13 protein-coding genes are annotated in these 12,245 nt (G+C 74.5%); 9 read left to right on the top strand and 4 right to left on the bottom strand.

Annotated elements, in window-relative coordinates; translation table 11 throughout:
* Positions 1–7: 7 nt before the first annotated feature.
* Entirely contained in the window at positions 8–679 is a 672-nt protein-coding gene (locus tag IG69_RS0109195; RefSeq protein ID WP_030527870.1) for a trimeric intracellular cation channel family protein, read from the bottom strand.
* 132 nt (positions 680–811) lie between these two features.
* Between IG69_RS0109195 and gatC the strand changes: the two genes are divergently transcribed.
* From gatC to IG69_RS0109220, 5 genes are all read left to right on the top strand, one after another.
* Positions 812–1,108, top strand: a complete 297-nt coding sequence (gene gatC, locus IG69_RS0109200) for an Asp-tRNA(Asn)/Glu-tRNA(Gln) amidotransferase subunit GatC (protein WP_030527871.1) — start codon at positions 812–814, stop codon at positions 1,106–1,108.
* Positions 1,109–1,116: 8 nt separating this feature from the next.
* Complete coding sequence (gene gatA / locus IG69_RS0109205) at positions 1,117–2,634, top strand: Asp-tRNA(Asn)/Glu-tRNA(Gln) amidotransferase subunit GatA (RefSeq protein ID WP_036829635.1); 1,518 nt, start codon at positions 1,117–1,119, stop codon at positions 2,632–2,634.
* Complete coding sequence (gene gatB, locus IG69_RS0109210; protein WP_030527873.1) at positions 2,631–4,157, top strand: Asp-tRNA(Asn)/Glu-tRNA(Gln) amidotransferase subunit GatB; 1,527 nt, start codon at positions 2,631–2,633, stop codon at positions 4,155–4,157. The genes gatA and gatB overlap by 4 nt, the downstream gene beginning before the upstream one ends.
* 78 nt (positions 4,158–4,235) lie before the next feature.
* Complete coding sequence (locus IG69_RS0109215; protein ID WP_030527874.1) at positions 4,236–4,766, top strand: SixA phosphatase family protein; 531 nt, start codon at positions 4,236–4,238, stop codon at positions 4,764–4,766.
* A complete protein-coding gene (locus IG69_RS0109220) occupies positions 4,753–5,628 on the top strand; it encodes a DUF3626 domain-containing protein (protein ID WP_030527875.1) in 876 nt (291 codons plus the stop codon). Before IG69_RS0109215 ends, IG69_RS0109220 begins: the two co-directional genes overlap by 14 nt.
* A 4-nt stretch (positions 5,629–5,632) precedes the next feature.
* Here IG69_RS0109220 and IG69_RS0109225 read toward each other — a convergent pair whose 3' ends face one another.
* Positions 5,633–6,616, bottom strand: coding sequence for an SDR family NAD(P)-dependent oxidoreductase (locus tag IG69_RS0109225; RefSeq protein ID WP_030527876.1), 984 nt, complete (start codon positions 6,614–6,616; stop codon positions 5,633–5,635).
* Positions 6,613–7,101, bottom strand: coding sequence for a MarR family winged helix-turn-helix transcriptional regulator (locus tag IG69_RS20140; RefSeq protein ID WP_242525820.1), 489 nt, complete (start codon positions 7,099–7,101; stop codon positions 6,613–6,615). The genes IG69_RS0109225 and IG69_RS20140 overlap by 4 nt, the downstream gene beginning before the upstream one ends.
* Positions 7,102–7,175: 74 nt before the next feature.
* Here IG69_RS20140 and IG69_RS0109235 point away from each other — a divergent pair, with 74 nt between their 5' ends.
* From IG69_RS0109235 to IG69_RS0109250, 4 genes are all read left to right on the top strand, one after another.
* The gene (locus tag IG69_RS0109235) at positions 7,176–9,254 is read left to right on the top strand and encodes an MMPL family transporter (protein WP_084696701.1); all 2,079 of its coding nucleotides are present in this window, start codon (positions 7,176–7,178) and stop codon (positions 9,252–9,254) included.
* Between the two features lie 119 nt (positions 9,255–9,373).
* The gene (locus IG69_RS0109240; RefSeq protein WP_030527879.1) at positions 9,374–10,024 is read left to right on the top strand and encodes a fasciclin domain-containing protein; all 651 of its coding nucleotides are present in this window, start codon (positions 9,374–9,376) and stop codon (positions 10,022–10,024) included.
* A gap of 109 nt (positions 10,025–10,133) precedes the next feature.
* Positions 10,134–10,712 carry an RNA polymerase sigma factor gene (locus IG69_RS0109245; RefSeq protein ID WP_245616120.1) on the top strand — a complete coding sequence of 193 codons (579 nt, stop codon included), beginning with the start codon at positions 10,134–10,136 and terminating at the stop codon, positions 10,710–10,712.
* The gene (locus IG69_RS0109250) at positions 10,699–11,526 is read left to right on the top strand and encodes an anti-sigma factor (RefSeq protein ID WP_030527881.1); all 828 of its coding nucleotides are present in this window, start codon (positions 10,699–10,701) and stop codon (positions 11,524–11,526) included. Before IG69_RS0109245 ends, IG69_RS0109250 begins: the two co-directional genes overlap by 14 nt.
* Positions 11,527–11,599: 73 nt before the next feature.
* Here IG69_RS0109250 and IG69_RS0109255 read toward each other — a convergent pair whose 3' ends face one another.
* Positions 11,600–12,190, bottom strand: coding sequence for a fasciclin domain-containing protein (locus IG69_RS0109255; RefSeq protein WP_030527882.1), 591 nt, complete (start codon positions 12,188–12,190; stop codon positions 11,600–11,602).
* Positions 12,191–12,245: the final 55 nt, after the last annotated feature.

The following is a 12,245-nucleotide window of genomic DNA, read 5'->3' on the forward strand; positions in this document are numbered from 1 at the left end:
GGTCCTGCTACTCGACGGGGGTGCTGCGCAGCGCCCGAGGCGCGTTGAGGTCCAGGGCCACGGCCACGACCCGGATGACGAAGACCAGTCCCACGCACAGCCAGGCCGTGAGGGGCGTCAGGGCGTCGAGGTCGTGCAGGAGGACGACGAGCGCCGCCCCGACGAGGGCCGGCACGGCGTAGAGCTCGCGCTGGAGCACCTCGGGGACCTGACGGGCGAGGACGTCGCGGAGCATCCCGCCGCCCACCGCCGTGATGCCCCCGATGAGCGTCGCGGCCAGCGGCCCGGCCGACCGGTCGAGGGCGACGAGGGCGCCGCTCACGGCGAAGACCGCGAGCCCGGCCGCGTCGAGCAGGCGCACGACCGACGAGACCCGGCGTCGCCGAGCGTGCGGGCGGGTCGAGGACGACTGCTCCCACGTGCCGTGGAGGAGGAACACCCCGAGGCCGGCGGTCACGGCCGCGGCCAGCAGGCGCCAGTCGCTCACCGCCACCGGCGGGGTGATGCCGAGGAAGAGGTCGCGGATGATCCCGCCCCCGAGGCCGGCGACCCAGCCGAGCACGAGGATGCCGAAGAGGTCCAGCCCCCGACGGACCGCGACGATGGCGCCCGAGAGGGCGAAGACGAAGACCCCGACGACGTCGAGGACCGTCTGGAGCGACGCGGTGTCGGTGAGCACCGGCCGATTCTCGCAGCGGCACGGGCCGGCGGGGACGAGGGGCCGACCGCCGTCCTCGACGCGACCGGTCCTGCGTCTCGCTGTTCCGGGCGCCGCGCGGCCGTGACCGCGTGCCCCCATAGACTGACCGCCATGGCCGACCTGACCCGCGACGACGTCGCGCACCTCGCCGGGCTCGCCCGGATCGACCTCTCGGACGCCGAGCTCGACCGCATGGTCGGGGAGCTGGGCGTCATCCTCGAGTCCGTCGCGACGGTGCAGCAGGCCCCGATCGCCGACGTCGAGCCGATGAGCCACCCGCTGCCGCTCGTCAACGTGACCCGCCCGGACGTCGTCCGGCCGTCGCTGACGCCGCAGGAGGCGCTCGCCGGTGCCCCCGAGAGCGAGCAGCAGCGCTTCAGCGTGCCCCGCATCCTGGACGAGGAGTGACCGATCGCGTGACCACCGACCTGACCCGCGCCACCGCCGCCGAGCTCGCCGACCTCCTCGGCGCCGGCTCGGTCTCCTCCCGCGAGGTGACCCGCGCGCTGCTCGACCGCACCGCCGCCGTCGACGGCGCGGTGCGCTCCTACCTGCACGTCGACGAGGACGGCGCGCTCGCCGCCGCCGACGACGTCGACCGCCGTCGCGCCGCGGGGGAGGAGCTGCACGCCCTCGCCGGCGTCCCCATCGCCGTCAAGGACGTCATGGCGACCCGCGGGCTGCCGACGACCTGCGGCAGCCGCATCCTCGAGGGCTGGGTGCCGCCGTACGACGCGACCGTCGTGCGCCGCCTGCGCGAGGCCGGCATGCCGATCCTCGGCAAGACGAACATGGACGAGTTCGCGATGGGCTCCTCGACCGAGCACAGCGCGTTCGGGCCGAGCCACAACCCGTGGGACCTCGACCGCATCCCCGGCGGCTCGGGCGGCGGCTCGTCGTCGGTCGTCGCCTCGTTCCAGGCGCCGCTGGCCATCGGCACCGACACCGGCGGCTCGATCCGCCAGCCGGCCGCGGTCACCGGCACGGTCGGCACCAAGCCGACCTACGGCGGGGTCTCGCGCTACGGCCTCGTGGCGCTCGCGTCCTCCCTCGACCAGGCCGGCCCGTGCAGCCGCACCGTGCTGGACTCGGCTCTCCTGCACGAGGTCATCGCCGGGCACGACCCGATGGACTCGACGTCCGTCGACGCCCCGGTGCCCGCCGTCGTCGAGGCCGCGCGCCGCGCCGACGTCAGCGGGATGCGCATCGGCATCGTCCGCGAGCTGACCGGCGAGGGCTTCCAGCCCGGCGTCCAGGCCCGCTTCGACGAGGCCGTCCAGCACCTCGTCGACGCCGGGGCCGAGGTCGTCGAGGTCTCCTGCCCGTCCTTCACCTACGCGCTCGCCGCGTACTACCTGATCCTCCCGAGCGAGGCGAGCAGCAACCTGGCCAAGTTCGACGCGATGCGCTACGGCCTGCGGGTCACGCCGGACGGCATCGATGCGCCGAGCGCCGAGCAGGTCATGGCCGCGACCCGCGACGCGGGCTTCGGGGACGAGGTCAAGCGCCGCATCATCCTCGGCACCTACGCGCTCTCGAGCGGCTACTACGACGCGTACTACGGCTCCGCGCAGAAGGTGCGCCGGCTCATCGCCGACGACTTCGCCGCCGCCTTCGAGACGGCCGACGTCCTCGTGACGCCGACCGCGCCGACCACCGCGTTCAGGCTCGGCGACAAGCTCGACGACCCGATGGCCATGTACCTCAACGACATCGCGACGATCCCGGCCAACCTCGCCGGCATCCCCGGCCTGTCGCTGCCGAGCGGCCTCGCCGACGAGGACGGCCTCCCGGCCGGCTTCCAGGTGCTCGCCCCGGCGATGGCCGACGAGCGCCTGTACTCGGTGGGCGCGGCCCTCGAGGCCCGCCTCGCCGCGGCCTGGGGAGGCCCCCTGCTGGACCGCGCGCCCGACCTGACGGAGGTGTCCCGATGAGCACGACGACCGGTGAGCGCACGCTCTCGTTCGACGAGGCGCTGGCCTCGTTCGACCCCGTCATGGGCCTCGAGGTGCACGTCGAGCTGGGCACGAACACGAAGATGTTCTGCGGCTGCCCCACCGAGTTCGGCGCCGAGCCGAACACGCAGGTCTGCCCGGTCTGCCTCGGCCTGCCCGGCGCCCTGCCGGTCGTCAACGCGGTCGCGGTCGAGTCGGCCATCCGGATCGGGTTGGCGCTCAACTGTTCCATCGCGGAGTGGTGCCGGTTCGCCCGGAAGAACTACTTCTACCCGGACATGCCGAAGAACTTCCAGACCTCGCAGTACGACGAGCCGATCGCCTTCGACGGCTACCTCGACGTCGAGCTCGAGGACGGCTCGACCTTCCGCGTCGAGATCGAGCGCGCGCACATGGAGGAGGACACCGGCAAGTCGCTGCACGTCGGCGGCGCGACGGGTCGCATCCACGGCGCCACCCACTCGCTCGTCGACTACAACCGGGCCGGCATCCCGCTCATCGAGATCGTCACGAAGCCGATCGTCGCGACGCGCGAGAAGGCCCCCGAGGTCGCGAAGGCCTACGTCGCGACGCTGCGCGACCTGCTCAAGGCGATGGACGTCTCGGACGTGAAGATGGAGCAGGGCTCGATGCGCTGCGACGTCAACCTCTCGCTCATGCCGCGCGACGGCGACACCTTCGGCACGCGCACCGAGACCAAGAACGTCAACTCGCTGCGCTCGGTCGAGCGGGCCGTCCGCTACGAGATCGGCCGGCACGCAGCGGTGCTCACCGACGGCGGCTCCATCACGCAGGAGACCCGCCACTGGCACGAGGACACCGGCATCACGACCTCGGGCCGCGTCAAGTCCGACGCCGAGGACTACCGCTACTTCCCGGAGCCCGACCTCGTGCCCGTCGCACCCTCGCGCGAGACGGTCGAGGCGCTGCGGGCCACGCTGCCCGAGCCGCCGGCCGCCCGCCGCAAGCGGCTCCAGGCCGACTGGGGCTACAGCGACCTCGAGATGCGCGACGTCGTCAACGCCGGGCTCGTCGAGCTCGTCGAGGACACCGTCGCCGCCGGCGCCTCGCCCGCGGCCGCCCGCAAGTGGTGGTCCGGCGAGATCGCGCGCCGCGCCAACACCGAGGGCGAGGACGTGCCGTCGTACGCCGCGCGCCTCGGCGTCACCCCGGCGCACGTCGTCGAGCTCGAGGGCCTCGTCACGAGTGGCCGCCTCAACGACTCGATGGCCCGGCAGGCCTGGGAGGGCGTCCTCGACGGCGAGGGCACGCCCACCGCCGTCGCCGACGCCCGCGGCCTGGAGCTGGTCCAGGACACCGGGGCGCTCGAGTCGGCCGTCGACGCCGTCATCGCCGCCAACCCCGACGTCGCCGCGAAGATCCGCGACGGCAAGGTGCAGGCGGTCGGTGCGCTCATCGGCCAGGTCATGCGCGAGATGAAGGGTCAGGCCGACGCCGGCGCGGCTCGCGCCATCATCCTCGAGCGGCTCGGCCAGGCCTGACCTGCGAGGTCCTGTCGCCCTCCTCCCGCGGGGGCGCGTGGGGATGACCCGCGTGCCCCACGGGTGCATGATCGGAGCATGACCAGCGCCGCCCGAGACCGCGTCCTCGTCCTGCTCCGGCACGCCAAGACGGAGGAGACCAACCCGGGCGGCGACCACGAGCGCGAGCTGACCGGCCGCGGCCGGCGCGACGCGAGCGCCGCCGGTCGCTGGCTGCACGAGCACGGCATCGGTATCGACGAGGTGCTCTGCTCGACCGCCGAGCGGACCCGGCAGACGTGCGAGCTCGTCTGGGAGGCAGGCTGCCCCGAGGCCGACGTGCACCACGACCGGCGCATCTACAACGCCTCGCCCGAGGCGCTGCTCGACGTCGTGCACGAGGCCGACGACGACGCCGACGTCGTCATGGTCGTCGGCCACGCGCCCGGCATCCCCGCCCTCGCCGAGCTGCTCGCCGACGGCGAGGGCAGCGCCGAGGGGCACCGGGCCATGGCCGAGGGCTTCCCGACCTGCGCGCTCGCCGTCCTGCACTACGCCGGCCGGTGGTCCGACCTCGCGTTCGGCGACGCGCAGCTCGAGCGCTTCCACGTCGCCCGTGACGGGCGCTGACGACCGCCGGCTGCGGGCCCTCGAGCACGTCCGGCGGCTCGCCCGCGGAGGGCCGCTGGACCCGACCCTCCGGGTGACGGCGAACTTCCACCCGGAGCGCAGGTCGGCCGGCCGCACGGTGCTCGAGCACCTGGGCCACGACCGGGTGTACCGCTCGCAGTTCGAGACCGGGACGAGCAACGGCGGGCTGACCGCCCACCCCGGGGGCAGCCGCTGGCGGTGGGAGCGGCGGATGTTCGGGGGCGCCTACGACGACGCGCCCGCGGCGGAGCGGCCGCGCTACGGGGCGCTGGACCACCGACGGCGGGGTCTCGGTGGGGCCCCGCGCTTCGGCTCGGCCCACGTCCGGCTGGCCTCGTCCGTCCTGCCGCGGACGACCTTCTGCTTCCCCGACTCCGTCTTCCTGCCCACCGCCGTCGGCACGGTCGAGCGCTGCGACCTCATCGGTCCGGCCGATGCGTTCGCGGCGAGGCCGCTGAGCGACGCCCTCGAGCGGGAGGAGGGCGGGCTGCTCGACGACTACGTCGAGGCCCAGGTGCACGGGCCGGTCCGGATCCCCGAGGACGTCGAGGCCCTCGTCCTCGACCCCTGCTTCCGGGGGAGCGAGGCCGAGCACCACGCCGCGGCCCTGGGGGTGCCGGTCGAGTGGCACGAGGGCCGCGTCCTCGAGGTCGCGGAGCTCGAACGCCATCCGGACTACCGCGGGCCCCACGTCGTCGAGGTCGGCCGGCGGGTGGCCGAGGAGGGCCGGCTGGACGCCGCGGTCGTCGGCCGGGCCGTCGAGACCGGACGCGAGGACCCGCAGGACCTCAAGAAGGTCTGGCACCACGTCGCGCGCTTCGGGTCGCCCCGGGAGCGTTGAGGGTTCAGGGGTGCAGGTCGAGGGCGTCCGCGACGCCGGTCCAGTAGCGCACGCGGTCCGCGGTGGTCGTGCGCGTCGAGGGCAGCACGCTCGTCGGCCGTGGCCGTCGGTCGTGCCACAGCCGGCCCGGCTCCGGGGCGGGCTCGGTCGCCACGACCCAGACGGTGGTGTCGCTGCCGTCGGCGTCGGTGCGCAGGACCGGGCGCAATGCCTTCGAGAAGGACGGGAGCGAGGCGTCCAGACCGGGCGTGCGCGCCCAGCCCGGGTGCGTGGCGTGGACCGTGACCCCGCGCGACGCCCAGCGGTCGGTGAGCACGGGGAGGAGCTCGACCTGGCCGCGCTTGCTGCGGGCGTAGGCGACCGACCCGCTGTAGCGGCCGGTCGTGTACTCGAGGTCGTCGACAGGGAGCGGCTGGGTGTACATCCCGCCGGAGGTGACGAGGACGACGCGGCCGGCGTCCTGCTCGAGGACGGGCAGGAGCAGCTCGGTCATGAGGACCGGGCCGAGCACGTGCAGGGCGAGGGTCAGCTCGTGGCCCTGCGGTGACGCCGTGCGTTCCGCGGGCAGCGCGCCGGCGTTGTGCACCAGCCCGCGCAGCGGCACGTCGGCGGCGGCGAAGCGACCCGCGAAGGTCCGGACCGAGTCGAGGTCGGCGACGTCGCAGCGCCAGACGCGGGCGGCGTCCGGTCGTCCGACGGCGGCGGCCACCTGTCCCGCGACGCGCTCGCCGCGCTCGGCGTCGCGGACGACGAGGTGGACGGTGGCACCGAGCGTGGCGAGGTCGAGGGCCGTGCGCCGGCCGAGGCCCGACGTCGCGCCGGTGACGGCGACGTGCCGGCCGGCGAGGGCCCCGACGGCGGGGTCGGCGGGCCAGCCCGGCAGCCGCCGGCGCACGGCGAGGCCGAGCGCGGTGAAACCGGGAGCGACCGTGCGGTCCAGGGCGGTGTCGACGAGCCGGGCGGCGGCCCGGGGGAGCGGGCCGCTCACGTGAGGGACCTCATCGCGGCGATGGCGCCGCGCAGGTAGCGCTCGACGACCTCGCGCTCGGCGGGCGTCAGCGAGGCGTCGGTGCGGGCGAGGCCCTCGAACATCGGGGCGAGGTGACGCACGGCCTCGCGGCGACCGGACTCGGTGATGACGACCTCGGTGCGCCGGCCGTCGGCGGGGTGGCGGCGGCGCTCTGCGTGGCCACGGGCGACGAGGCGGTCGATGACCTGGGACGAGGCCGCCGACGTGACGCCGAGCGCGCGTGCGAGGTCGACCGGGCCCATCGAACCCATCGCCAGGTGCCGCAGCGAGTGCAGCTCGGAGGTCGACAGGCCCGCCCGCCGGGCCACCTCGTGGGGGACCTGGGCGGCCACGTCGGTCAGCTCCTGGAGCGTGTCGAGCGTGCTCGAGCCGGTCCAGGCCGGGACGAGCTCGGTGACGGCGCGGGTTGCGTCCTGGGGGTCGTGGTCCGTAATATCACTCACCAACTTAGCAATTAGGTGAATCACCTGTTGCTCCGATCCTAGCAATTCCTGTCAACAGCAACGGAGGCTGAACCGTGGGACGCATCGCCGACCTCGTCACCCGCCGGTGGGTCGCCGGCCTGCTGGCGCTCGTCGCGCTCCTCGCCGCCGGTGCGGTCGTCGGCGTCGTCGGGCAGGCCGAGAAGCCCGACGGCACGCTCACCGCCCTGCCGCTCGACTCCGAGAGCCGCGAGGCGGCCGCGCTGCGCCAGCAGCTGCCCGACGAGCAGGGGTCGGCGGCCGTCGTCCTCTTCGCGCGGGACGGCAGGCTGACCGACGCCGACACGCAGGCCATCGAGACCAAGGCCCGCGACCTGCCGGGCGCCGCCGGCATCCCCGCGCAGCGCAGCGAGGACGGGACGGCCGCCGTCGTCGTCGTCCCGGTGCAGGAGGGCGACGCGACCCGGACGGCCGACACCGTCGCGCAGATCCGGGAGGCCGCGAAGGCCGACCTGCCCGACGGGCTGACCGCGCAGGTCACCGGTCCGGCCGCGATCCAGGCCGACCTCGCCGGTGTCTTCGACGGCGCCAACACCCGGTTGCTGCTCGCGACGGCGAGCGTCGTCGCGCTGCTGCTCGTCCTCACCTACCGCAGCCCGGTCCTCTGGCTCGTGCCGCTCACCGTCGTCGGCGTCGCCGACCAGCTCGCCGCCGTCGCCGCGACGCACACGCTGGCCCTCTTCGACGTCGCCTGGGACGAGTCGACCGTGGGCATCCTCTCGGTGCTCGTCTTCGGTGCGGGCACCGACTACGCGCTGCTGCTCATCTCGCGCTACCGCGACGAGCTGCGCACCACCGAGGACCGGCGCGCGGCGATGGCCCACGCGCTGCGGCGCACCACCGAGGCCGTGCTCTCGAGCGCCTCGACCGTCGTCCTCGGCCTCCTCACCCTCCTGCTGTCGGCCTTCCCCGCGACCCGCGGGCTCGGGCTCGCCTGCGCCGTCGGCGTCGTCGTCGCGGCGTTCTTCGTGCTCGTCGTCCTGCCGGCCGCGCTCGTCGTCTTCGGCCGGTGGATCTTCTGGCCCCAGGTCCCGCGGGTCGGCCAGACCGGCCTCGCCGACGGTCACTCGGCCTGGCGCCGGGTCGGTGACGCGGTCGCCCGTCGACCCGTCGCGGTCGTCGCCGTCGTCGTCGTCGGCCTCGCGGTCGCCGCGGGCGGCATCAGCCAGGTCAAGGCAGGCCTCTCGACGGCCGACCAGTTCCTCGACACCCCCGAGTCCATCACCGCCTCGCAGCGCTACGGCGAGTCCTTCCCGGCCGGCTCGGTCGACCCCGTCGTCGTCATGACGCGCGGCGACGGCGAGGCGCTCGCGCAGCGGGTCGGGCAGGTCCCCGGCGTCGAGTCCGCCCGCGTCGCGGCCAGTGGCGGCGGGGTGACCGAGGTCGACGCCGTGCTCTCCGGCGACCCCGGCTCGGACGAGGTCCGCGACAACGTCCGTGCCCTGCGCGAGGCGCTCGCCGACCAGCCCGACACCTACGTCGGAGGCACCGAGGCCGAGGCGGTCGACACGGCCGAGGCGTCCTCCCGCGACCGTGCCCTCATCCTGCCGCTCATCCTCGGGCTCGTGCTCCTCGCGCTCGGCGGGCTCCTGCGCAGCGTCGTCGCCCCGGTCGTCCTCGTGGCGACCGTCGTCGGCACCTACCTCGCCAGCCTCGGCATCAGCTGGGTGCTCTTCACCCAGGTGCTCGGGTTCGGACGGCTCGACGAGGGCGTCCCGCTGCTGGCGTTCGTCTTCCTCGTCGCGCTCGGCGTCGACTACAACATCTTCCTCGTGACCCGGGCGTCCGAGGAGGCCCGGCGGCACGGGCCGCGCGAGGGGATGCTCCGCGCCCTCGCGGCGACCGGTGGCGTCATCACGAGCGCGGGCATCCTGCTCGCCGCGGTCTTCGCCGTGCTCGGCGTGCTGCCGCTGGTGGTCCTCGCGCAGCTCGGCGTCATCATCTGCGTCGGTGTCCTGCTCGACACGCTGATCGTGCGGACCCTGCTCGTCCCGGCCGCCGCGGTCCTGCTCGGCGAGCGGTTCTGGTGGCCGCGCAGGCTCCGGCGCCACGACGACGAGCGCGGCGCCGGCCGCGACGAGGAGCCCGTCGCCGCGGGGGCGCCGAGCGCCTGAGGCCACGCCCGGGCGGGAGGAGAAATTTCCTCCCGCCCGGTGCATCCGGGCCGGGGGGCGCGGCGGAAGAGGGGGTGGGTCGCCACCGGGGCGACCCTCCCTCGACCAGGAGGTCCTCCATGCGAACCCGTCGCCTCGTCACCGCCGCCGTGGCCGTCGCCCTCGGTGCCACCACCCTCGCCGCAGCCCCGGCGAGCGCGTCGTCCGGATCGTCCAAGCCCACCGGCACCCGCAGCCTCGCGGCCGTGCTCACGAGCGACGGCAACACGTTCGACCACAACTGGTACGACTACGACATCGTCACCGAGGCGGTCCTCGCGGTGCTCGCCGCGAAGCCGAACAGCCCGGTCAAGGTGCTGGCGGACGGCACGACGCCGGTCACCGCGTTCCTGCCCGACGACCGCTCGTTCCAGGTCCTCGCGTACGACCTCACCAAGCGCTGGCCCTCGACCGAGAAGAAGACCTTCGAGGCCCTCGTCGCGGCCGTCGGGGTCGACGCGATCGAGCAGGTGCTGCTCTACCACGTCGTGCCGGGCGCCACGATCACCAAGCGGGACGCCGTCAAGGCCAACGGCGCGGCCCTGACGACCGCCCAGGGCGGCACGGTGACGGTCAAGGTCCTCAACAAGTGGATCCCGATCATCGAGCTCAAGGACCAGGACCGCAACGACGTCAACCCGTTCGTCAACCCCCGCCGGTTCGACATCAACAAGGGCAACAAGCAGATCGCCCACGGGATCGTCTTCGTCCTGCGGCCCCTCGACCTCTGAGGTGTCGCTCGCGACGGGCGTCGCGCCGGTGGTGGGGGGACAGGACCCCACCATCGGTGCGGCGCCGCCGTCGGTGCCGTACCGGGCGGCACGCCCTAGGGTGGGTGGCGTGAGCGTGGACGCGGAGACCGGGGCCGAGGCGCAGGTCGACGACGTCGCCGCCCGTCTCGTGGCGGGGTCGCGCGAGGCGCTGGAGGAGGCCTGGGCCCGCTGGTCGGGCCTGGTCCACACGCTGGCGGTGCGCTCGCTCGGCAACCACCACGACGCCGAGGACGTGACCCAGCAGGTGTTCGTCGCGGCGTGGCGGGGCCGGCACACGCTCGACCCGACGCGCGGGTCGGTGCCCGGCTGGCTCGTCGGCATCACCCGGCACAAGGTCGCGGACCTGCACGCCCAGCGGGCCCGTCAGGCCCGCGACGCCGAGGCGGCGGCGCGCGAGTCCCTGCCCGACACGCACGCTCCGCCCCCCGAGGAGCGGCTCGCGGCGCGGCTCCTGCTGGCCGACGCGCTCGACCGTCTCGGCGAACCCCGCGCGAGCGCCATCCGTCTGGCCCTCGTCGACGAACTCACCCATGAGGAGGTCGCGCAGCGGCTCGGCCTCCCGCTCGGCACCGTCAAGAGCCACATCCGCCGAGGACTCACGACCCTGCGACGCCACCTGGAGGAGGTGACCGATGACCACGCCTGAGCACGCCGTCCACCCGGACGACGACCTCGTGCTGCACGCGACCGGTCACCCGGTCCCGGCCGAGGTGTCCGCCCACGTCGAGACCTGCCCCCGCTGCGCCCACGAGGTCGCCGCCCTGCGCGCCGTCTCCGAGCTGCTGCGCGACCCGGTCGACCTCGTCGCCGCGCCGGCCGGCCTCTGGGACAAGGTCGCCGCCGAGATCGACCGTGACGAGGAGGGGCGTCCCGTCCTCACGGTCGTCGACGGCGCGGTCGTCGACGGCGCGGTCGCCGACGACGCGACCCCGCCCGCGCCGCCGCGCGGTGTCGTCGCTCCGCTGCCCGACCCGGCACCCGCGGCCTCCTTGGCGCCCGCCCGGTCGCGCCGGCGCCGCGTCGCCGGCGGGTGGCTCGTCGCCGCCGCTGCTGCCGGGGTCGTCGTCGGGGGCGTTGGGGTGCGCGCCCTGGACGGTCCGGAGCCGCAGCCGACACCGTCCGCGGTCGTGCTCGGCGAGACGAAGCTCGACACCCTCGACACGCAGCAGGTCCTCGGGGCGGCCAGCGCCGTCCGCGTCGACGGCCACCTCGACCTCGACGTCGACACCCCGGCGCTCGACCCGGGCACCGGATACCTCGAGGTGTGGCTCATCAACAAGGACCTCAAGCGGATGGTCTCGGTGGGCGTGCTCCGGCCCGGCGAGGGCAACCAGCGCTTCGCCATCGACCAGTCGCTCATCGACCAGGGCTACGTCATCGTCGACATCTCCCGTGAGGGGTACGACGACAGGCCCGAGCACTCCGGCGACAGCATCGCGCGCGGCACCCTCGCCCTCTGACGAGAGTCCGCCGCACACACGGACGGGCCCCGGGTGCTGGTGCACCCGGGGCCCGTCCGCGTCGGTCGGTGGCTCAGCCCTTGGGGACGAGCACGCCGTCGATGACGTGGATGACGCCGTTCGTGGCCTCGATGTCGGTCTGCGTCACCGTCACCTCGCCACCGGAGGTGTCGGTGAGGGTGACGGTGTCGCCGTCGACGCCGACGGTCAGCTTCTCGCCGTTGACCGTCTCGACCTCCTGGCCGTCCATCGTCGCGACGTCGGCGGCCATGACCTTGCCCGGCACCACGTGGTAGGTGAGGACGTCGGTCAGCGCGCCCTGCGGGTCGGCGAGCAGGTCGTCGAGGGTGCCGTCGGGAAGGGCCGTGAACGCCTCGTCGGTCGGGGCGAAGACCGTGTACGGCCCCTCGCCCTTGAGGGTCTCGACGAGGCCGGCGGCCTCGAGCGCGGTGGCGAGGGTGGTGAAGCCGCCGGCCGCGACGGCGGTGTCGACGATGTCGGCGGAGGCGGCGGCGGACTCCGAGGCGCTCGGCGAGGCCGAGGTCGGCGCGGCCGAGGAGGTGGCGGGGGTGCTCGCCCCGGCGTCGGTGTCGGAGTCCGACCCGCAGGCGCTGACGACGAGCGCGAGGGAGAGGGCGGCGGTGGCGGCGAGGGTGCGTCGCATGACGGGGTCCTTCCGGAGGGGGTGGTGTTCCTGACACCCCCTCTTCCGTCGTCAC

Origin of the sequence: Phycicoccus jejuensis (genome assembly GCF_000720925.1) — a bacterium.
GTDB classification, from domain to species: domain Bacteria; phylum Actinomycetota; class Actinomycetes; order Actinomycetales; family Dermatophilaceae; genus Phycicoccus; species Phycicoccus jejuensis.